We start from the raw sequence: 21,888 nt of genomic DNA, 5'->3' as shown, positions 1-21,888 counted from the left end.
TTCGGAGATTTCCTACGCTTCAAATGGCCTGTGGACGTCACTTTTGTTTTATGGGCTCTAGATAATTGCAGCGCTATTTATTTGGAGGCTATATATGTCGTATGAGCGTAGGAATGTGAAACTTGTGAGCAGCCTCAGTCTGAGCGCCTTGAGTTTATCTGTCGGTTTTTCGGCGACTGCCAATGACCAGCCAAGCACGTTGGTCGTGGTTAGTTATGAAACTGTGACGGTAAATGCCACTAATCCAGTGGATGATTACTGGGTAATAAACAGAGGTAGGTTGATTTCTGACGGTGCTTCTATTGGAAGTTTGACTGCGACAAACGGGCTGTTAACAATTAAAAATGACAGCGTAGTAAACGGTGGGGTTATGGCGACTCAAGGGTCGGTGGTGAGCGTTGCCGACTCCGCAATTAGTAATTCAAGCAGTTTCGGTCTTGTCGTCAGTCAGGGTTCTTCAGGGATGATGACTAACAGCTCGGTTTCGGGTGCGGGTACCGGTCTGAGTGTTACGGATAAGTCTGAATTCACCATTGTTAACAGTAAGGTATCCGGCATGGAACATGGTGTCGGGGCGGGTGGGGGCGGGGATGGATGGGGGTTAGGTGTTCATGGAGGGGTCGCCAACGTAATGCAAGGAAGTGAAATTCTTGGATTAGAGAACGGTGTGTTTTTTACTCACGGGCATATTGGTTCCGAGATTTCTGCACACGGAACAGCGGTTGTGGATGGGTCGAAAATTGAGGCGTTAAACGGTTCTGTCATAAAAGTCGAAAGTTATTCTGGTGTGTCGGCTTTTGCCGACATAACCATTCAAAACGGTTCCACACTGGTGTCAGGCAACGGGAACTTGTTAGAGGTTGAAAAAGCCAGCACCGCCAACTTCACCGTCGACAACAGCACCCTCACCGGCAACCTAGTCGCTGATGACACCAGCACTCTCAACGTAGTCCTGAAAAACAACGCCAGCCTCACTGGCGACATCACCAATGGAAACAATCTAGCCGTCAATTCTGGCGCGCAGTGGCAGATGGTTGGCGATAACTCGGTCAAATCCTTGAGCCTTGGGGGTGGCCAGGTGAGGTTCGGTCTCGACGGGTTTCATACGCTGTCCTTGGGTGAGTTGTCCGGCAGTGGCGTGTTTGGCATGAAGATCGATCTAGATGCCGGAGTGGGGGATCTGTTAAGCGTGAACGGTCAGGCCAATGGTGATTTCACGTTGAAGGTCAAAAACACCGGCACCGAGCCAGTGTCTCCCGATTTGCAACCGTTGCAGATCGTTCATACCGAAGGCGGTGATGCGCAGTTCAACCTGCTGGGCGAGAGGGTGGATTTGGGCGCCTATTCCTACGAACTGGAGAAACAGGGCGATGACTGGTTCATCGTCGGGTCTGGCAAGACCATCAGTCCGTCGACGCAAAGCGCGTTGGCGCTATTTAACGCGGCGCCAACCATTTTCATGAGCGAGATGACGACGTTGCGCAGTCGCATGGGTGAAGTGCGTGGCAGTGGCGAAGGTGGGGGATGGATGCGGGCTTATGGCAGCCGTTTCGAGGCAACCACTGGAGCCGGGGTTGGGTACAAACAGCAACAACGCGGACTGTCGTTCGGTGCGGACGCCCCGGTTCCGGTCAGCAATGGTCAAATGTTGTTGGGTGTGCTGGGTGGCTACAGCAAATCTGATTTGGACCTGAACCGTGGGACGTCGGGCACGGTTGATAGCTACTACGTGGGTGCTTACGGCACATGGTTGTCGGAGGAGGGTTACTACGTGGATGCGGTGCTCAAGCTGAACAAGTTCCGCAATGAGTCGAAGGTGGCGATGAGTGATCAGACCAAGGCCCAGGGCGATTACAACAACTTGGCGGTCGGTGGCTCGGTGGAAGTCGGCAAACACATCAAGCTCGGAGATGACTATTTCATCGAGCCTTTCGCGCAGATGGAGGCCGTGGTGGTGCAGGGTGATCACTACCGCCTTGATAATGGTCTGGACGCCAAGAACGATCGCACTCAATCGGTTCTGGGTAAGGTTGGCAGCTCAGTGGGTCGTAACATCGCGCTCAAGGACGGCGGGGTGCTCCAACCGTACCTTCGCGCTGCGGTGGCTCATGAGTTTGCACGCAGCAACAAGGTGACGGTCAACGACACGCGTTTCGACAATGACCTATTCGGGTCACGTGCTGAGTTGGGCGTCGGGGTGGCGGTGTCACTGTCGAAAAACCTGCAAGTACACGCTGACTTCGATTACATGAAAGGCAACAACGTCGAGCAGCCGTGGGGAGCAAATGTTGGCGTTCGGCTGGCGTTTTGATGGAGTCATAAAGGCAGCTACAAGCTACAGGTTAAAAACTTGAAGCTTGAGTAGTCAAAAAACCCCCACCGGCCGTTGTGCCGGTGGGGGTTTCTTTATTCAGTCATCCTTTTTTTTGGGGCGGTTTTTGCGTTGGAAAGAGGTCTTCCTGCTTTTCTGTTTGTCGTTGGTTGAGTAGAAGTCCTGCAGTTTGACGTGCAGGATCGCTGAAGTGCCGACTCTCACTCCGTCACGGAACACGTCATAACAGACCTGAACCTTGCCCTGTCGGAGGAAAGAGGTCGGGCTGGAAAATAGCCACTGGGTGCCCATTATCGATTGCTTGACGTTCAGTTCATCCACGCGTTGAGCGGGATATGTCACGCCACCCCAGAGCAGATTAAATGTATCCCCTGGCCTCAGGTAGCTCGAGCTAGGTATCAGCACATTGAAACCCTTTTGCGCCTGTGCGAGCGACATTGATTCAGGATCGATGCCGTCCAGCGAGGGTGCTTTCAGGTGATCGGAGATCAGAGCCGGCATCAGATCTTCGAACGAATACTCAGCAAACGCCGCCTGCGGATAGTTGAGTGATAGCTCTTCCGTGGAGGACGGGGGGTTAGCACTGATGTGAGCGTCTGACGACAATTGAGTCCCCGCAGGAACTCCAGGTTTGGATTGACTCTCTCGTCGCGCCGGACGGCCTTCGGTGGTTATGGGGTTTTTGCCGTTGGGGGTCGCAGAGCTTTTTGGGTCGTTGTCATCCATTGAGGAATCCTTGTCTCAGGTGTTGGAGTTAAAAATAGGTCCGCACCAACTGTATAGGTCACGATGATGCGTTAATCCGACTGAATACATTGCTGTGTGTGACCAAGCGTTGAGATTGCATTCAGAGTGCACCCCGATATATGGATTCCTCTAGCTAATGTGGAAGTTACAGGGCTGTTGCGGTCGGTGAGAAGATCCAAGTAGATCTAAGAATGGCTACATTTAATGCAGAGAAAGCGAATTGTCAAGGTGTGAGGCTTCATCAAAAGTGTGTGTTGCTGCTTCGTATGTGTGAGGTGTAGGAAGTAACCTACAATCGTTGTTTTTTCCTACATGCATAGAAGAAATTACTTAAAATACGAATATGCAAACCCCCGGAGCTGTACCCAGTCGGGGGGTGCATTGTTACTGAGTGTCTAGCTTAAATGGTCAGCGTTAAAGAACTCGCGTTTGAGGGTGCCGATACATTCCCGGCGCGATCCGTTACTTGGTAGTAAACGGCGATTTCATCGCTCTGCAGATTCGAAAGAAATTCTCGTTCGAATTTAATGTTAATGGGAGAGGTCGTCAGATGCTCAGGTGCAACCGTGGTTGTCGGTCCGTTCATTTCATTGCACACGGCTTGGATGACATCGCCCTGTCCCATGCCGGCATAACCGGGAATGAGACCACTGAGAGAATCGCCGAACGTTGCGCTTGGAAAGATGATGGGTGCGAGCAGGGCTGCGCCGGGCGGGGTTCGGTCGATGTGTATTGAGGTCATCGCGGAATCAGCGGACATACCGCCGAGAAATGAAGTCGCGCGATATCCAATGGAATAACGACCGTCTTGCTTGAGTTGGGTATCCACAGGGATTGTTAACGTCATGTTCCCGCCTGCCGGGATAGGGTCTGGAAACCGGCTCACTTCACCGACAAGCGTCCCACCTATTAATAATTGATTGCCGTCGCCAGGCTCAGCCCCATACCACACCGGAAAATGAATAATAATATCGGTTTCAAGATCGACGGTTTTAATGAGGCCGTCGATATCGGCAACCGGTACGGTAGGTGCTACTAAGCCATATTTGTTATCGTTGTTCATGTTAATCCTTAAATGCAAATGGTTTTCGAGGTTTTTCAGACAGATACTCGGTCAATTGTCAGGTGCAATACATACTGATTACCTGACCTGTCTTTAAATCAACTAATAGTGTTTGAATGGTCGGGTCAAGCCTCTTGCGAGGTGAATTTGTATCACCGGAAAAATAGCTATCTGAATTGATCCAGTGCGAGAAATGTCCTACAAACCAAATCCCACCCAATAAAAAACCCCAACAAACAAAGCCTGTCGGGGTTTCTTATGCAACCCTTAACAACTACCGATTAAAGCGCTCTACCAACGAGTACTGAGTGTGTGCCGTACTGGTTAACTCTCCGCTTAGTTGTGCCGAGCGGCGGGCTTCATCCGAGGTTTTGTCCGCGAGTTCAGCGATGGTGCTGATGTTGCGGCTGATTTCTTCAGCGACGGCGCTTTGCTCTTCGGTGGCGGCGGCGATTTGGGTGGTCATGTCGGTGATATGGGCCACGGCTTCGCTGATGCCCACCAACGCTTGGTCGGCTTCCATGACCCTGGCCACGCCTTCCTCTGCCTGACGGTGGCCTGCATCCATGGTTTGCACGGCGGCGCTGGCGGTGTGTTGCAGTTTGGCGATGAGGCCGTGGATTTGTCCGGTGGATTCGGTGGTGCGTTGCGCCAGTTGGCGAACCTCATCGGCGACCACTGCGAACCCTCGGCCCATTTCTCCGGCGCGGGCCGCTTCGATGGCGGCGTTCAGCGCCAACAGGTTGGTCTGATCAGCGATGCCCTTGATCACATCGACCACGCTGCCGATTTCGTTGCTGTCTTTGGCCAGCTGCGTCACGGTCAGCCCGGTTTCGCCGACGGAGGCAGAAAGGCGCTGAATAGCTGCGCGGGTTTCGCCTGCGATGTCGCGTCCTCTTCGGGTCAGTTCATTGGCTTGCTGGGTCGCTTCAGCAGTGCGTTGTACATGGCTGGCAACTTCTTGCGTAGTTGCGGCCATTTGATTAACCGCGGTGGCCACTTGTTCGGTTTCGACGCGTTGACGTTCCAGGCCTGACGAGCTGGCATGGGCGAGCGTGTCGGATTGCTTGGCTTGGTCGGTCAGTTGCTCAGCGGTGTCCTGCAAGCGTGTCAGGCAGGTTCTCAGACGCGCTTCCTGACTGAGAATCGACATTTCCAGGCGGGCCTGTGGCCCACGGCTGTCGGTGTACATTTGCGCAATCAACGGGTCAGACGTGGTTTGTTGAGCTAGCATTAACAAACGCTTGGTGCCACGCTGTTGCCAGGTCAAACCCAGCAGGCCCAGCGGCACCGATAATGCGGCCGCCAGTGCGAAGCCCCAATTGGAGTTCAACCAGGCGCCGATCAAGAAGCTGAGCTGGCTGACCATGATGAACGGCACCCAATCTTGTAGCACCGGCAGCCATTTATCGCGGTTTGGGACCGCCGATTTACCGCGATTCACCCGCTGGTACAGCGCTTCAGCGCGACGGATTTGTTCAGCGGTAGGCTTGACCCGTACCGACTCGTACCCCACGCACTGGTTTTTTTCGAACATCGGCGTGACGTAGGCGTTTACCCAGTAGAAATCGCCGTTTTTGCAGCGATTTTTTACGATCCCCATCCAAGGCTGCGCCTGCTTGAGGGTGCTCCACATGTGGTCAAAAACGGCAGATGGTACGTCTGGGTGGCGGACGGTATTGTGCGGTGCGCCGATCAGTTCTTCGCGGGAAAAGCCGCTGATTTCAACGAACGCATCGTTGCAATAGGTGATAACGCCCTTGGCATCGGTGGTTGATATCAACCGCTGTTTTGCGGGAAGCGTCCGTTCACGTTGGGTGATGGGCTGATTGTTACGCATGGGCAGTTCGATCCGCTGGGCTATAGCGTGGGTATCGGCAAAATAACCGAAGAATTAAGCATTTTTTTCAACAATGGCCACCGGGCCCCCTCATTGTGGCGGTGGCATGGTGACATGCACCTCTTTCGAGGGCCTAAATCTCTGTGAATTGTTCGTCTGTTCAGAGATATTCATATCGATATGGTCAATCAAAAACGTGAGTGCCTGAAACTCATCCATCACCGCTGGCCTTCGTAAGTTAGCACTCAGTTAACCGGAAGGAAATTGGACTTATGGTCAGTAGGATCCATTTGGGGACTCGCTTAGGCGTTCGGCCGCAGGGTTTAACGGGCCTATGGGCGAAATTGGATATTCAGTTCACAGGTGATCTACGGACGGGCGGACATCTGTAGGAGATACCGCCCGGTTTTCGACGCCGCACGACAACGCTTGCCGCCCGGGAAGGCGACAAGCACTGGCTATCTCAGGTGAACCGATCAGCTTGCGATGGCTTGCGGACCTCCGGTGTTGCCAATCAACTGACGCAACACATAATGCAGAATGCCGCCCGCCTTAAAGTATTCAACTTCATTGAGGGTATCGATCCGGCACAGCACATCGACGTCTTCGCGGCTGCCGTCAGTGCGGGTGATGGTCAGTTTCAAGCTCATCCCAGGGCGTAACTCGGCATGGGTCAAACCGCGGATATCGATTTTTTCATCGCCCGTCAGGTTCAGCGTCTTGCGACTTTGGCCGTCCTTGAATTGCAGCGGCAAAACGCCCATACCCACCAGATTAGAACGGTGAATCCGCTCGAAACTTTCGGCGATAACCGCCTTGATGCCCAGTAGGTTAGTGCCCTTTGCGGCCCAGTCTCGGCTAGAGCCAGTGCCATATTCCAGACCGGCAAATACCACCAGCGGCGTGCCTTCGGTCTGGTAACGCATGGCCGCGTCATAGATCGGTAGTTTTTCCTCGGTGGGAATATGGATCGTGTAGCCGCCTTCTTCGCCACCGAGCATCTCGTTGCGGATGCGGATGTTGGCGAACGTGCCGCGCATCATGACTTCATGGTTACCCCGGCGTGAGCCATAAGAGTTGAAGTCGCGGGGTTCGACGCCTTTTTGCCGCAGGTAGCGACCGGCTGGGCTGTCAGCCTTGATATTGCCGGCAGGGGAGATGTGGTCGGTGGTCACCGAGTCACCCAGCAACGCCAGGATGCTCGCACCGCCCACGTCTTCGATCACCGGCAGTGGCCCGGCAATAGTGTCGAAAAATGGCGGGTGCTGGATGTAGGTGGAGTCATCCTGCCAGACATAAGTCGCGGCTTGAGGCACTTCAATCGATTGCCATTGCGCGTCACCGGCAAACACTTCGGCGTATTCCTTGTGGAACATACCGGTGTTGACTTGGGCAACCGCGTCAGCGATTTCCTTCTGGCTCGGCCAGATATCGCGCAGGTACACCGGTTTGCCATCCAAACCGTCGCCCAGCGATTCGGTGCTGATGTCGATACGCACACTGCCCGCCAAGGCATACGCCACGACCAGCGGCGGGGAGGCGAGCCAGTTGGTCTTGACCAGTGGGTGTACGCGGCCTTCGAAGTTGCGGTTGCCAGACAGTACCGAGGCAACCGTCAAGTCCGACTGTTGGATGGCTTTCTCAATCGGCGCCTCCAACGGTCCTGAGTTGCCGATGCAGGTGGTGCAGCCGTAGCCGACCAGAGCAAAGCCCAGCGCATCAAGGTAGTGGGTCAGCCCGGCCGCTTTGTAGTAATCGGTCACCACTTTGGAGCCCGGCGCCAAGGACGTCTTGACCCACGGTTTACTTTTCAGGCCTTTCTCCACCGCTTTTTTTGCCACCAATCCCGCAGCCATCATCACGCTGGGGTTCGAGGTGTTGGTGCAGGAGGTGATGGCCGCGATGACCACCGCACCGTTTTTCAGGCGGTAGGTATGGCCGTCGTACTCGTAGTCTGCTTCACCGACCAAATCGGCGTTACCCACCGCGACACCACCGCCGCCTTCACTTTCCAGTCGACCTTCTTCTTTATGTGATGGCGCGATTTGCAGGCCCAGAAAATCGCTGAAGGCCTGTGCGACGTCGGGCAGCGAGACTCGGTCTTGCGGACGCTTGGGCCCGGCGAGACTGGCTTCAACGCTGCTCATGTCCAAGTTAAGGCTGTCAGTGAATACCGGTTCTTTACCCGGCAGGCGCCATAGGCCCTGGGCCTTGCAGTAGGCCTCTACCAGTTTTACGGTTTCGGCGGGACGCCCGGACAAGCGCAGGTAGTTCAATGTGATGTCGTCGACCGGGAAGAAGCCGCAAGTTGCGCCATATTCCGGCGCCATGTTGGCGATAGTGGCGCGATCGGCCAGTGGTAGATCGGCCAAGCCGTCGCCGTAAAACTCGACAAATTTACCGACCACGCCTTTTTTACGCAGCATCTGGGTGACGGTCAGTACCAGGTCAGTGGCGGTAATGCCTTCTTTCAACTTGCCCGTCAGCTTGAAGCCGATGACTTCAGGAATCAGCATCGACACGGGTTGCCCGAGCATCGCCGCTTCCGCCTCGATACCGCCGACGCCCCAACCGAGCACACCGAGACCATTGATCATGGTGGTGTGGGAGTCCGTGCCGACCAGGGTGTCCGGGAAGGCGTAGGTGCGGCCATCCTCGTCTTTGGTCCACACCGTGCGCCCAAGGTATTCCAGGTTGACCTGGTGACAGATCCCGGTGCCTGGGGGCACCACGCTGAAGTTATCGAAGGCGCTTTGGCCCCAGCGCAAGAACGCGTAACGCTCACCGTTGCGCTGCATTTCGATGTCGACGTTTTGGCCAAAGGCGCTGGCGTCGCCGAACTTGTCGACCATCACCGAGTGGTCGATCACCAGATCTACAGGCGACAGGGGGTTGATACGTTGTGGATCACCCCCTGCCTTGGCCACAGCGGCGCGCATGGCCGCCAGATCGACCACCGCAGGCACGCCGGTGAAGTCTTGCATCAGCACCCGAGCCGGGCGGTATTGAATTTCCCGGTCCGAACGGCGCTCGGTGAGCCAGGCGGCCAGCGCCTTGAGGTCGGTGCCGGTGACGGTCTTGTCGTCTTCCCAGCGCAGCAGGTTTTCCAGCAGCACTTTCAACGACATCGGCAGTTTGTCTAGGTCGCCCAGGGTTTTGGCGGCTTCTGGCAGGCTGAAATAATGGTAGGTCTTATTATCGATTTCTAATGTTTTGAGACTTTTCAGGCTATCGAGGGAGGGCATGACATAACTCCTTGACGAGTCCGCACGGTACGGACCTTGGGAATTGAACAGCGTCTTGAACGAGCTCTGATGCAGGTTCCTGAGTGGTTTCGGCTAAGGCTTGAGTTACTACTGGACCGCAGAACGGCGCCAGTGGTTCATGATTGGGCTATCATGCGCCGCTTTTAAGCCTTGAGGCTCACCTCAAGCGCCGCGCAGTGGCCAAATGTTTCGCCACTGCCCAGGAGAAATGAATGAACACCTTGTTTATGCACTGCCGGCCGGGCTTTGAAAGCGAAGTCTGTTCTGAAATTGCCGAGCATGCCGCTCGCTTGGACGTGGCCGGATACGCCAAAGCCAAAACCAACGCGGCCTGTGCCGAGTTTGTGTGCACCGAAGAAGACGGCGCCGCGCGCTTGATGAAAGGCCAGCGCTTTGCCGAGTTGATCTTTCCTCGGCAATGGGCGCGGGGGGTGTTTCTCGATCTGCCGGAAACCGACCGTATCAGCGTGATTTTGGCGCAGCTGGCAGGTTTTCCGGTCTTCGGCAGCCTGTGGCTGGAGGTGGTCGATACCAACGACGGCAAAGAACTGTCGAACTTCTGCAAAAAATTCGAAGCGCCGTTGCGCAAGGCATTGACCACCGCGGGCAAACTGACGGAAGACGCCAGCAAACCGCGTTTGTTGCTGACTTTCAAGAGTGGGCGCGAAGTCTTCCTTGGCATGGCAGAGGCTAATAATTCGGCAATGTGGCCGATGGGCATCCCACGTTTGAAGTTCCCCCGTGAATCGCCTAGCCGCTCGACCTTGAAGTTGGAAGAGGCGTGGCACCATTTCATTCCCCGTGATCAATGGGATGAGCGCCTGTCAGGTGAGATGACCGCAGTCGACCTCGGCGCGGCGCCGGGTGGCTGGACCTATCAACTGGTTCGTCGTGGAATGTTAGTGACCGCCATCGATAACGGGCCGATGGCCGAGAGCCTGATGGACACCGGGCTGGTGCAGCATTTGATGGCCGACGGCTTTACCTTCAAGCCGCGTCATCCGGTGGATTGGATGGTGTGTGACATCGTTGAAAAACCCGCGCGCAACGCCGCCCTGTTGGAAACCTGGTTGGGTGAAGGGTTGTGCCGCGAAGCCGTGGTCAACTTGAAGTTGCCGATGAAACAGCGCTTTGCCGAAGTGCGTCGGCTGTTGTTACGGATCGAAGAAGGTTTTACTGATCGTGGAATCAACGTCAGCATTGGCTGTAAGCAGCTGTACCACGACCGCGAAGAAGTGACGTGCCATTTGCGTCGATTGGACGGTAAGCGCCGTTGATCCTGATCCACCCCACGGAATTTGGCGGCGTTCACTTAATTGGGTGACAATGCCCGCCAGTTTTTGGAGAGACGTATGACCGAACTCATCGATACTTCGCCGGTTGACGCCATCCTCGACGCCAGCGGCCTGAGCTGCCCTGAACCGGTGATGATGCTGCACCAAAAGGTGCGGGATCTGCACGCAGGCGGTCTGCTCAAAGTCATCGCCACCGACCCCTCGACCCGTCGCGATATACCCAAGTTTTGCGTGTTTCTAGGGCATGAACTGGTCGAACAACAGGCTGACGGCGGGACGTATGTGTACTGGATTCGCAAGAAGATTGATTGATTGATCAGATTCTGTAGGAGCCAACGTGTTGGCGAGACTTTCTCAGCGGCTTGTCAGGCAGGCCGCCTCGCCAACAAGTTGGCTCTACAGATTCATATGCCGCGTCGTCCGCTTCCCGAATAAATTCGGTCCCACAGTGCCGGGATTACCTTGCCGCCATCCGAATCCGCTTGCGCGCGCTGCTGACCAGGCGCATCGACAGCATTAATGCTGCGCAGGTCAGGCCGACGATCAGCCCTTGCCACAGGCCGCTGGGTCCGCTGGCGGGGCCGAGCAGGTCGGTCAGGCCGAGGGTGTAGCCCACCGGCAAGCCGATGCCCCAATAGGCAAACAACGTCAGGATCATCGTCACCCGCGTGTCCTGATAGCCGCGCAATGCACCCGCTGCGGTGACCTGGATCGCGTCGGAAAACTGGAACAGCGCAGAAAACACGATCAACGAAGCCGCCATCTTTATCACCAGCGGGTCGGCGGTGTAGATCTTGGCGATGTGCTCGCGCGTCAGCAGCATCAAACTGGCCGAAAAACACGCATAGAACAACGCTGTCGCCATCCCGACGCCGGCGGTAAAACGTGCATCCCTTGGCGCGTTGCGGCCCAAAGCCTGGCCGACACGCACGGTGACCGCCATGCCCAGCGAAAACGGGATCATGAACACCAGTGAGCTGAAATTGAGGGCTATTTGATGCCCGGCCACTACGTTCGAACCGAGGCTGCCGATCAACAATGCAATCACGGCAAAAATGCTGGCTTCGGCAAACACCGCAATACCGATAGGCAAGCCTATATCGATCAGGCGCTTGATCACCGCCCATTGCGGCCATTCGAAGTGGCTAAAAACGGCGCTCGGTTCATAGACCGGCGCCCGACGAACCCAGGCAACCATGCCCAAAAAAATGCCCCACATCACAATGGCCGTGGCCCACCCGCAACCAACCCCGCCTAGCGCCGGCATGCCTAAGTGGCCATAGATGAAGATGTAGTTCAACGGGATATTCAACGCCAGGCCGCATAAACCCAGCACCATGCTTGGCCGGGTTCGGCCGAGGCCATCACTGAGGCAGCGTAATACGTAGAACAACGCCGTGGCAGGCATGCCGCACGCGATGCCGCGCAGGTATCGCATGCAAGGCTCGATCAACACCGGGTCGACTTTCATCACGTGCAGCACGGGTTCAGCGCTCACCAGCAACAGCGCGGCGATGACACCTACTGTCGACGCCAACCACAATGCCTGGCGCACCACGGAGCCGATTTCCGTGGTTTGCCCTGCGCCGTGCCGCTGTGCAACTTTGGGTGTGGTCGCCAGCAAAATCCCGGTCATCAATAAATAGATCGGCACCCAGATCGAGTTCCCAAGGGCCACCGCGGCCAAGTCCCGAGGACCGACGCTACCCGCCATCACCGCGTCGACAAAGCCCATCGCGGTATAGGCCAGTTGCGCAATGATGATTGGCAATGCCAGGGCCATTAGCGAGCGAAGTTCCAGGCGCACGCGGGCCGGACGACTAAGTGGGGGTGGCGGGAGAGGGTTGGCAGTGGTCGTAGCAGAATTCACGTTCAGTCCAAAAGCGGGCACAGAAAGCCGAGCATTCTACCCGCTTGACACTTGAGTCAGGAATCCAAGTTGTGTCAGCGGTTGATCCCATGCAGGATGGCGCGCTGTGTCTACACTGCCGCCGACCCCATGGAGCCCAATCATGCGCATTGTTGCCGATGAAAATATCCCGCTGCTCGATGCTTTTTTCGCCCAACACGGTGACATCCGCCGTTTGCCGGGCCGCTCCATAGATCGCGCCGCGGTGGCCGATGCTGATGTGCTGCTGGTGCGTTCGGTGACCAACGTCAATAAGGCAATGTTGGAGGGCAGTTCCGTACGCTTTGTCGGCACCTGTACAATTGGCACTGATCACTTGGACCTGGATTACTTTAGGCAAGCCGGTATTCAATGGTCCAGCGCCCCCGGTTGCAATGCCCGTGGGGTGGTGGATTACGTGTTGGGCAGCCTGTTGACCCTGGCTGAAATTGAAGGCGTCGAATTGACTCAGCGGACCTATGGCGTGGTCGGCGCTGGCCAAGTTGGCGGGCGTCTGATTAAAGCTTTACGAGGTCTGGGTTGGAACGTGTTGGTGTGTGATCCGCCGCGACAGTCGGCTGAGGGTGGAGATTTCGTCAGCCTCGAACAGATCATCGAGCAGTGCGACGTCATCAGCCTGCACACGCCGCTGATCAAAACCGGTGACTTGCGCACTTGGCACCTGTTCGACGAACAGCGCCTGAGTCAGCTCAAATCGGGTACGTGGTTGATCAACGCCAGCCGCGGCGCGGTGGTGGACAACGGCGCGCTGCGTGAGATTTTGCTGCGGCGCGAAGATTTACAAGCGGTTCTCGACGTCTGGGAAGGTGAGCCGCAGGTAGACGTGGGGTTGGCCGATTTGTGCGTGCTGGCCACGCCGCACATCGCCGGCTACAGCCTAGACGGTCGACAGCGTGGAACCGCGCAAATCTACGAGGCGTTTTGTGCTCATTTCGAACGTGCGCCCACGATTAGTCTGCAGCAACTGTTACCGCAAACCTGGCTGACGCAAGTGACCCTGAACGCCAACTGCGACCCGGTTTGGGCCTTGGCCATGTTATGCCGTGGGGTGTATGACCCACGTCGTGACGATGCAGATTTCCGACGCAGCTTAGTGGGTGATGCTGCCAGCCAACGTTTGGCCTTCGATGCGTTGCGCAAGCACTATCCTGCGCGTCGCGAGCTTGAGGGCTTGTCAGTACAGATCAATGGCGAGTCCGAGTCATTGAGGCAGTTAGTCACAGCGCTGGGGGCCGCGGTGATTTAACCGCTGAGCAACAACTGCCTAAACACACGGCGTAAAAAACCCGGCTTTTACGCCGGGTTCAAAAATATTCTTATTGCAGCATCAATCTTGTTTTTCAGGTGTGACCCAGTGTTTGTCGCATTCCTGGCACGCGGTCTGCACCATTTCTTCAGTGATCAGAATCTCGCGTCCATCGTGGTCGAGAATGGCGCCGCCGACAGCCAGCGTCGGAGTGGTTCGAACGACCGGTACGTGATTGGTGCTGTTTTGCAAGCCCATGGCCCGTCTCCTCATCAGGTTGTGCGCTTAAACTAATCCCGCTCTATGACCGCGCTGTGACATCCCTCAACGCCTTTTCAACGGAAGTCCAAGTCCACCAGAAATGTTTATAAACTGCCAGCGAGGCTTTAGAACGATACTGTCTAAGTGTCATTCTGACGCGTCATAAAAACCGAAATAGTTCTTATAACGGCAGGTTATTTGAATGGCCATGACAGTATCTCAAGCGTCGTTCGAGCCACGGGTGTAGGCTTTCTGGCTTAGTCTTTCCGGCAAACAGGTCTCTTCATGGTCTCAGTGCTATCCAGTCGCCAACGCAATGCCGTTCGTCTGGCCATGCGTTACGTTGCACCGTACCGATGGCCCGCCTTGGGGGCTTTGCTGGCATTGATCGTGACCGCGGGGATCACCTTGTCCATGGGGCAGGGCATCAAAATGATGGTCGATCAGGGTTTCATGACCCAATCCCCGGCCATGCTCAACCGTTCGATCGGTTTTTTTCTCATCTTGGTTGTCGGCCTCGCCGTGGGCACCTTTGCTCGGTTTTATTTGGTGTCGTGGATTGGTGAGCGCGTGGTGGCAGACATGCGCAAACAGGTGTTCAACCATCTGATTAACTTGCATCCGGGCTTTTATGAAAATAACCGCAGTTCAGAAATTCAATCGCGGTTAACCACTGACACCACGTTGTTACAGTCAGTGATCGGCTCATCACTCTCGTTATTCCTGCGCAACTTGCTGATGGTCATCGGCGGTATCGTGCTGTTGTTCTTCACCAATCCCAAGCTCACCAGCATTGTTGTGGTTGCTTTGCCACTGGTGGTCGCGCCGATCCTGATCTTCGGCCGCCGCGTGCGCAGTCTGTCGCGCTTGAGCCAAGATCGAATTGCCAATGTCGGCAGCTACGTGGCCGAGGCGCTGGGGCAGATCAAAACTGTCCAAGCTTACAATCACCAACAGCAGGACAAAGTGCGTTTCGCCGAGACGGCGGAAGAGGCATTCGAGACGGCGCGCAAGCGTATTTTGCAGCGCTCATGGCTGATCACGTTGGTGATCGTGTTGGTGTTGGGTGCGGTTGGGGTGATGCTGTGGGTCGGCGGGATGGACGTCATCGCCGGACGTATTTCCGGTGGGGAACTGGCGGCTTTTGTGTTTTATAGCCTGATCGTGGGCAGTGCGTTTGGCACCTTGAGTGAAGTCATCGGCGAACTTCAACGTGCAGCGGGTGCTGCGGAACGCATCGCGGAGCTGCTTCAGGCAACGAGCGAAATCGAGCCGCCGACCCATGATTTGCTGCGCCTGCCGGAACGGGTCAGTGGTCAGATCACTCTGGAAGACGTCAGTTTCGCCTACCCGTCTCGCCCGGAGCGCAATGCGGTCGATGGCTTCAGCCTGACTATTCAGGCGGGCGAAACCTTGGCACTGGTCGGGCCTTCGGGCGCGGGCAAGTCAACGTTGTTCGATTTGCTGCTGCGCTTTTACGACCCGCAGCAAGGCTGTGTGCGGGTGGAAGGGTTGCCCATTACCCAGCTTGATCCGTTGGACTTGCGACGTTGTTTCGCCATGGTTTCCCAAAGCCCTGCGTTGTTTTTCGGCAGCGTCGAGGACAACATCCGCTACGGCAACCCCAACGCAACCATCGAACAGGTGCAGGCCGCCGCGCGTATCGCCCACGCGCATGAGTTCATTTTGCAAATGCCCGACGGTTATCAAACGCACTTGGGGGACGGGGGGCTTGGTTTGTCTGGCGGGCAGCGTCAACGCTTGGCAATCGCCCGAGCGTTATTGGTCGATGCGCCCATTCTGTTGCTTGACGAGGCAACCAGCGCCTTGGATGCTCAGAGCGAACACCTCATTCAGCAGGCCCTACCGAGTTTGATGAAAGGCCGCACTACGCTGGTCATCGCCCACCGCCTGGCCACCGTGCAAAACGCTGACCGCATCGCGGTGATTGATCAAGGGCGTTTGGTTGCCATTGGGACCCATCAACAATTGATTGCCAGCAACCCGTTGTATGCGCGGTTGGCGGCGTTGCAATTTAATGGGTATCAGGAAGAAGTGGTTTAAGCGCGCGCTTGCGTGGCTTGAGAATGCAGCGTGTCAGGAGTGAAGCTTTCCCGAATGAATTCGGTCCCACAGATTCTGGCTATGCACAGATTTCTGTAGGAGCTGCCGAAGGCTGCCCAAGCCTCTGTGGGAGTTGGCTTGCCAACGAAAGCGTCCTTGAAGGCAACTCAGGTTTCAGGTCGACTTCAGCGGCGCTGATTACCGGCCTCTTCGCAGGCAAGCCTACTCCCACAGAATTCGCGGCTGCTTGCGTTCGACTGCATCAATGACATCCCAGAGCCGTAACGGCCTCGCAGCCTTCGGCAGCTCCTACAGAAGGTTGGATCAGTCGCGGTATTCGCACAAGTAAGCGGTGTCTACGTCCACTATCAGTTTGAATTTGCAGTTAGCTGGCAGGTTGAACTGGGTGCCCGCTGCAAACGTTTCGAACTCATCGCTGTCCGGCAGTTTGACTTTCAATGAACCGGAGATGACGTGCATGATTTCACGCTGGCTGGTGCCAAAATCATACTTGCCTGCGGCCATTACGCCGATGGTGGCTTGGCCTTCAGCCTGGCTGAAAGCAATCGATTTGACGGTGCCGTCGAAGTACTCGTTTACTTTGAACATGGTCGATTCCTTACAAAAAGGGCTGAAAAAGGTCGTCCAGTATGCCGAACGTATAAAAGGCCGTCATCCGCTTTAAGAAAGGCGTCATCGGAAATGTTTTATCTGCCAGGAAGAATCAACGGCAGGAGCCGAGCCGTATTGCGTGCATCAATCAGCGCCCGATGTTGTTGTCCCTGAAATTGCATACCCGCCAGTTGTAACGCCCCGTTCAGGCCCAGTGGGCGCTGAAGTTGGCGGGCTTCGATGAAACGCTGCTTGAGGTTTACGTGGGGCAAGGTACTTAGCGCGCTGACCAAGTTATGGTGCTGCCACTCTTGCTCCAGTTGCCGACGATCATATTCACCCCAACTGGCCCAGCCGGCCACACGCGCAAGGTGATGACCGAGCCAGCGCTCGAACTGCGGCCAAATAGTGGTCAAGGGCAGGGCACTGTCGATGTTGGCCTGGCTGATGTGCGTCAACTCTCGGCAGAAGTGGGTCAGTAAGGGCCGGCGCTGGGGGCGCACGAAACGCTCGAAATGATCCAGCTCGCGGCCGTTTTGGTTCACCAGGGTGACGCCGATCTCAATAATCTCCATTTCGGCTATGGGCCAGCCGCCGTCTTCCGTAGTGGCCTCCAGATCAATCACCAGCCAGTGTGGCATATCGAACTCCGGTCAAGCAGCGGTAGGGTAGGTTGAGCGTAGACACGCCCCAGCTCCCATATGTTCAATGGCGCGTGGTGGTGGGAGTGTTTGCCAATAAGCGCTTATCCGACAAGCACTGTTTTAAAAGTCGGCGTGATTTATAGCGTTCCGGTTCCCCAAGCGCTTGCTTGGTTGATGGCGCCGGCATAAATTGCCCGCGCCGGTAAGCTTTTTCCCGCTTTCTAACCGGCGGCTTTTCATGGACCACGACATAGTTTTGCTCAAAAGGCAGCATGACGCTGAATCAGTTGGCAGAAGAAGCGCTGATGATGGTGTCATAGGACGTCTGAATCGGCTAAATGGATGCATTGACGTCGCTTTTTTGAAAGTGTTTAACCGCTAGAAAACGGATGATTTATGTAGATAAAACTCTTGGAGGTGGGCAGTCTTGATGTCTTCGTTTGTTCGAATAGCGTTGCGAGTACCGCTGTTGGCTCTGTGTATGCTGTGGACGTTGCAAGCCAGCGCGCAGCAGTTGGTTCGGATTGGTGCTGCCCATTTCCCGCCTTACACCATCCGCCCGGAGAAAGGTGAGGACACCGGCCTGCTCCCTCAGTTGGTCGAAGCGTTGAATGCCGTACAGACAGACTTTCGGTTTGTGTTGGTACCGACCTCTATTCCCCGTCGTTTCCGGGATTTCCAGCAGGGCCGGACCGACATGGCGATTTTTGAAAACCCGAATTGGGGATGGAAAGACATACCCCATGTGAGCGTCGACATGGGGCTTGAAGACGCCGAAATTTTCGTTGCAAGGCGCGTGGACGGCCGAACCCAATCGTATTTCGATCACTTGCAGGGCAAGCGTCTGGCGCTGTTCAGCGGGTATCACTATGAATTTGCCGATTTTAACGCTGACCCCAAATACCTGGCTGAGCATTTCGACGCGACGTTGACGTATTCCCATGATGCCAATCTGCTGATGGTTCTACGCGACCGGGCCGATATTGCCTTGGTAACGCGCTCTTACCTCAGCGATTACATGGCGCGTAACAGCGATGAGGCCAGTCAGTTATTGGTCTCTGAACGGATCGATCAGGTGTATCGGCACTTTGCCTTGTTGAGCCCCAAGGCGGGAATCACGGGGGAGCAATTCAGTGCCTTATTACAGAAAACCCGCGAAAACGGACAGATGTTCAAAATATTCCAGCCGTTGCGCATTGCGGTCTCGCCGATACCAACGCACCGCGCGGTAGCAGCAGAAGGCCAGAATTAATCAGTTGATCTCAGCCTCGCCAGCTCCAACAGGACTTATGGGTACGTTCTGCGTCAACGATCCTTTGCTTCTTTGGCATCCATTTCCGCATTGCGTTGCTGGACGCGCTTGCGCTGTTCTTCAGACAGATCGACCTTGGTGGCTGTGTCGCGCAACATTAACAAACCGCCAACGACCGAGCCGATTGCGACTACTAGAATTAACCACGCATACCACGGCATAAGAACTCTCCTTGTGTTGTTGTGTTTTTAGAGCAATTTGCACTGCCACTGGTTCAATTCTAGGCGTCCTGCGCCCAACATGGTAATGAGTATCCATCTGGCAGATTGCGGAGTGCCGCTGTCCAGCCAGTTCGGCTACAATGCCGCGCCGATTTCGACTTGCCCGAGAGCCCACTCATGTCCGCCTGCCAGACTCCTATCATCGTCGCCCTGGATTTCCCCACCCGCGATGCCGCGTTGAAACTGGCGGATCAGTTGGACCCTAAATTGTGCCGGGTCAAAGTGGGCAAAGAGCTGTTCACCAGTTGCGCTTCGGACATCGTAGAGACCCTGCGCAACAAGGGCTTCGAGGTATTTCTGGACTTGAAATTCCACGACATCCCCAACACCACGGCCATGGCGGTCAAGGCCGCCGCGGAGATGGGAGTGTGGATGGTCAACGTGCATTGCTCGGGCGGCGTGCGCATGATGGCGGCGTGCCGTGAAGTGCTGGACCAGCGCAGCGGGCCGAAACCCTTGCTGATCGGCGTCACCGTACTGACCAGCATGGCCCGTGAAGATTTGGCCGATATCGGCCTGGACGTCGAACCGCAGGTTCAAGTGCTGCGTCTGGCAGCCTTGGCGCAACGGGCCGGTCTGGATGGTCTGGTGTGTTCCGCGCTGGAAGCTCAGGCGTTGAAGGCCGCCCATCCGTCACTGCAACTGGTGACCCCAGGCATTCGCCCTGCGGGCAGCGCGCAGGATGACCAGCGCCGCATCCTGACCCCGCGCCAAGCACTCGACGCGGGCTCCGACTACCTCGTCATCGGTCGCCCCATCAGCCTGGCAGCCGATCCAGCCAGCGCGCTGACTGAGATCGTCGCCAGCTTGGTGTAAATACCCTTGTAAGAGCCAACGTGTTGGCGAGGCGGCCTGGCCGACCGCATCAAGCGTTCGCCAACACGTTGGCTCCTACAGATTTCACCCGATCAAACCTTCAGCACCAACTTGCCGAAGTTCTCCCCTTTGAACAGCTTCAGCAAGGTTTCGGGGAAAGTCTCCAGGCCATCAACGATGTGCTCTTTGCTTTTCAGTTGACCCGACGCCAGCCATCCCGCCATTTCCTGTCCGGCGGCGGCGAATTGCGCGGCGTAGTCCATGACCACGAAGCCTTCCATGCGCGCACGGTTGACCAGCAGCGACAGGTAGTTCGCCGGTCCTTTTACCGCTTCCTTGTTGTTGTACTGGCTGATAGCGCCGCAAATAATCACGCGTGCCTTGGGTGCCAGGCGGGATAACACGGCGTCGAGGATGTCGCCGCCAACGTTATCGAAATACACGTCAACGCCTTTTGGGCATTCGCGTTTCAAACCGGCGATCACGTCTTCACTTTTGTAGTCGATAACCCCGTCGAAGCCTAACTCGTCAATCAATGACTGGCATTTTTCTGCGCCGCCGGCGATGCCGATAACCTTGCAACCCTTGATCTTGGCGATTTGTCCGGCAACGCTCCCTACCGCGCCTGCTGCCCCTGAGATCACCACGGTTTCGCCGCTTTTTGGCGCGCCGACCTCGAGCAGAGCAAAATAAGCAGTCATACCGGTCATGCCCAGTGCTGACAAATAGCGTGGCAGCGGTGCCAGTTTGGGGTCGATCTTGTAGAAACCTTTGGGCTCCCCAAGAAAGTAATCTTGTACCCCCAGTGCGCCTTGGACGTAATCGCCAACGGTAAATGCCGGGTTCTCCGAGGCGAGCACTTTGCCCACTCCCAGCGCGCGCATCACGTCGCCGAGGTTGACCGGTGCGATGTAGGATTTACCTTCATTCATCCAGCCGCGCATGGCGGGGTCCAACGACAGGTATTCATTTTTGACCAAAACCTGACCGGAAGCCACGTTGCCGACAGGGACTTGTTGGTAGGTGAAATCTTCCCGTGTCGCCGCGCCGCTTGGGCGTTTCGCAAGCAGGAATTGACGATTGATCTGATCAGTCATTGCAGGTGCTCTTTTTGTAGTGGGAGTTTGGGTAAGCAGCCTACGTGATAGTCGTTGGCTGGGGTTCCAGCAAGGTTTGTCCGTCTGGCGAATGCGCGTCGATCCAGCGCGGTGATGAAGCTACCCAGTGTTTAATCACGTGGACGCATAAGCCTATAACCGGGCGGGTAATAGTGCTGACGCCAGACATTGGCCACTGGCTAGACTGCCTCATTCGCCCACCGCTAGAGGACACCTACAATGACAATGACTTTTTCCGGCCAAGTGGCTCTGGTCACTGGGGCCGCCGCAGGCATTGGCCGCGCTACCGCGTTGGCGTTTGCTGCCGAGGGCCTGAAAGTGGTCGTGGCGGACCTGGACACCGAGGGCGCCCAAGGCACCGTCGAGTTGATTCATGCGGCGGGCGGCGAAGCGCTGTTCGTGCGCTGCAACGTGACGCAAGAAGCTGATGTGAAAAACATGATGGAGCAGGCAATCAGTGCCTACGGTCGGGTCGATTATGCGTTCAACAACGCCGGTATCGAGATCGAAAAAGGCCGTCTGCCTGAGGGCAGCGAAGCTGAATTCGACGCAATCATGGGCGTTAACGTAAAAGGCGTGTGGCTGTGCATGAAGTATCAGTTACCGCTGATGCTGGCTCAGGGCGGCGGAGCGATTGTTAATACCGCGTCGGTGGCGGGCTTGGGTGCCGCGCCAAAAATGAGCATTTACAGCGCCTCGAAGCACGCGGTAATCGGCCTGACGAAATCGGCCGCAATTGAGTTCGCAAAAAAGAAAATACGGGTCAATGCGGTGTGTCCGGCAGTGATCGATACCGACATGTATCGCCGTGCCCATGAAGCTGATCCGAAAAAAGCCGAGTTTGTGGCAGTCATGCACCCCATCGGACGCATCGGCACGGTCAACGAAATCGCCAGCGCGGTGCTTTACCTGTGCAGCGACGGCGCCAGCTTCACAACGGGTCATGCATTGGCCGTGGACGGCGGGGTGACTGCGATTTGATGCGGTAGGCAGTGACCCCTTCCCAGGCACGCCTGCTCCCACAGCTCCATGCCCGACTGATATCCAGTGTGGGATGGAGATCCTGTGAGTCGGCTTGCCGACGAAGGCAACGCTCCGGCCGCGCCACCTCGCCCGCTCTGGACTGTGATCGGCTAAGCTCG

The 21,888-nt window shown here is 56.1% G+C and carries 18 protein-coding genes; 8 read left to right on the top strand and 10 right to left on the bottom strand.

Going from position 1 to position 21,888, the window contains the following annotated elements:
* Positions 1–370 precede the first annotated feature (370 nt).
* Positions 371–2,311 carry an autotransporter outer membrane beta-barrel domain-containing protein gene (locus RHM59_RS07880; protein WP_416195062.1) on the top strand — a complete coding sequence of 647 codons (1,941 nt, stop codon included), beginning with the start codon at positions 371–373 and terminating at the stop codon, positions 2,309–2,311.
* A gap of 99 nt (positions 2,312–2,410) precedes the next feature.
* Here the strand turns inward: RHM59_RS07880 and RHM59_RS07875 are convergent, their stop codons facing one another.
* The 4 genes from RHM59_RS07875 to acnA form a co-directional block, all read right to left on the bottom strand.
* Positions 2,411–3,058: a hypothetical protein gene (locus RHM59_RS07875; protein WP_322286347.1), complete on the bottom strand. Its 648-nt coding sequence runs from the start codon at positions 3,056–3,058 to the stop codon at positions 2,411–2,413.
* Positions 3,059–3,479: 421 nt separating this feature from the next.
* Positions 3,480–4,142, bottom strand: a complete 663-nt coding sequence (locus RHM59_RS07870) for a hypothetical protein (RefSeq protein ID WP_322286346.1) — start codon at positions 4,140–4,142, stop codon at positions 3,480–3,482.
* A gap of 274 nt (positions 4,143–4,416) precedes the next feature.
* On the bottom strand, positions 4,417–5,982 hold the full coding sequence (locus tag RHM59_RS07865; protein WP_322165060.1) for a PAS domain-containing methyl-accepting chemotaxis protein: 1,566 nt from the start codon (positions 5,980–5,982) through the stop codon (positions 4,417–4,419).
* A 476-nt stretch (positions 5,983–6,458) separates the two neighbouring features.
* Positions 6,459–9,227 (bottom strand): aconitate hydratase AcnA, encoded by a 2,769-nt coding sequence (acnA, locus tag RHM59_RS07860; protein ID WP_322165059.1) that lies wholly within the window; start codon positions 9,225–9,227, stop codon positions 6,459–6,461.
* A 233-nt stretch (positions 9,228–9,460) separates the two neighbouring features.
* Between acnA and rlmM the strand changes: the two genes are divergently transcribed.
* A complete protein-coding gene (gene rlmM, locus RHM59_RS07855; RefSeq protein WP_322286345.1) occupies positions 9,461–10,525 on the top strand; it encodes a 23S rRNA (cytidine(2498)-2'-O)-methyltransferase RlmM in 1,065 nt (354 codons plus the stop codon).
* Between the two features lie 75 nt (positions 10,526–10,600).
* Positions 10,601–10,855 carry a sulfurtransferase TusA gene (gene tusA / locus RHM59_RS07850; RefSeq protein WP_322165057.1) on the top strand — a complete coding sequence of 85 codons (255 nt, stop codon included), beginning with the start codon at positions 10,601–10,603 and terminating at the stop codon, positions 10,853–10,855.
* A gap of 145 nt (positions 10,856–11,000) precedes the next feature.
* Here the strand turns inward: tusA and RHM59_RS07845 are convergent, their stop codons facing one another.
* Entirely contained in the window at positions 11,001–12,413 is a 1,413-nt protein-coding gene (locus tag RHM59_RS07845) for an MATE family efflux transporter (protein ID WP_322286344.1), read from the bottom strand.
* Between the two features lie 142 nt (positions 12,414–12,555).
* On the opposite strand from RHM59_RS07845, the gene pdxB reads away from it, so the two are divergent.
* Positions 12,556–13,698 carry a 4-phosphoerythronate dehydrogenase PdxB gene (gene pdxB / locus RHM59_RS07840; RefSeq protein WP_322286343.1) on the top strand — a complete coding sequence of 381 codons (1,143 nt, stop codon included), beginning with the start codon at positions 12,556–12,558 and terminating at the stop codon, positions 13,696–13,698.
* Positions 13,699–13,779: 81 nt separating this feature from the next.
* On the opposite strand, the gene RHM59_RS07835 is transcribed toward pdxB, so the two are convergent.
* Positions 13,780–13,956 (bottom strand): PA1571 family protein, encoded by a 177-nt coding sequence (locus tag RHM59_RS07835; protein ID WP_322286342.1) that lies wholly within the window; start codon positions 13,954–13,956, stop codon positions 13,780–13,782.
* A gap of 288 nt (positions 13,957–14,244) precedes the next feature.
* On the opposite strand from RHM59_RS07835, the gene RHM59_RS07830 reads away from it, so the two are divergent.
* Complete coding sequence (locus tag RHM59_RS07830; protein ID WP_322286341.1) at positions 14,245–16,023, top strand: ABC transporter transmembrane domain-containing protein; 1,779 nt, start codon at positions 14,245–14,247, stop codon at positions 16,021–16,023.
* Between the two features lie 324 nt (positions 16,024–16,347).
* Here RHM59_RS07830 and RHM59_RS07825 read toward each other — a convergent pair whose 3' ends face one another.
* Both RHM59_RS07825 and RHM59_RS07820 read right to left on the bottom strand, forming a co-directional pair.
* A complete protein-coding gene (locus tag RHM59_RS07825; protein WP_322165052.1) occupies positions 16,348–16,632 on the bottom strand; it encodes a pyrimidine/purine nucleoside phosphorylase in 285 nt (94 codons plus the stop codon).
* Positions 16,633–16,730: 98 nt separating this feature from the next.
* Positions 16,731–17,276, bottom strand: a complete 546-nt coding sequence (locus RHM59_RS07820) for an exonuclease domain-containing protein (RefSeq protein ID WP_322286340.1) — start codon at positions 17,274–17,276, stop codon at positions 16,731–16,733.
* A gap of 433 nt (positions 17,277–17,709) precedes the next feature.
* Here RHM59_RS07820 and RHM59_RS07815 point away from each other — a divergent pair, with 433 nt between their 5' ends.
* Positions 17,710–18,531, top strand: coding sequence for a transporter substrate-binding domain-containing protein (locus RHM59_RS07815; RefSeq protein WP_322286339.1), 822 nt, complete (start codon positions 17,710–17,712; stop codon positions 18,529–18,531).
* Positions 18,532–18,584: 53 nt separating this feature from the next.
* Here the strand turns inward: RHM59_RS07815 and RHM59_RS07810 are convergent, their stop codons facing one another.
* Positions 18,585–18,752, bottom strand: coding sequence for a DUF2897 family protein (locus RHM59_RS07810; RefSeq protein WP_322165049.1), 168 nt, complete (start codon positions 18,750–18,752; stop codon positions 18,585–18,587).
* Between the two features lie 177 nt (positions 18,753–18,929).
* Between RHM59_RS07810 and pyrF the strand changes: the two genes are divergently transcribed.
* Positions 18,930–19,628: an orotidine-5'-phosphate decarboxylase gene (pyrF, locus tag RHM59_RS07805; protein WP_322286338.1), complete on the top strand. Its 699-nt coding sequence runs from the start codon at positions 18,930–18,932 to the stop codon at positions 19,626–19,628.
* A gap of 92 nt (positions 19,629–19,720) precedes the next feature.
* Here the strand turns inward: pyrF and RHM59_RS07800 are convergent, their stop codons facing one another.
* Positions 19,721–20,725: an NADP-dependent oxidoreductase gene (locus RHM59_RS07800; RefSeq protein ID WP_322286337.1), complete on the bottom strand. Its 1,005-nt coding sequence runs from the start codon at positions 20,723–20,725 to the stop codon at positions 19,721–19,723.
* A 240-nt stretch (positions 20,726–20,965) separates the two neighbouring features.
* On the opposite strand from RHM59_RS07800, the gene RHM59_RS07795 reads away from it, so the two are divergent.
* Complete coding sequence (locus RHM59_RS07795; RefSeq protein WP_322165046.1) at positions 20,966–21,727, top strand: SDR family oxidoreductase; 762 nt, start codon at positions 20,966–20,968, stop codon at positions 21,725–21,727.
* The last annotated feature ends 161 nt before the right edge of the window (positions 21,728–21,888 follow it).

This window comes from Pseudomonas sp. MH10, from assembly GCF_034353045.1.
Lineage (GTDB): Bacteria > Pseudomonadota > Gammaproteobacteria > Pseudomonadales > Pseudomonadaceae > Aquipseudomonas.
This window is presented reverse-complemented; position numbering and strand designations above follow the sequence as displayed.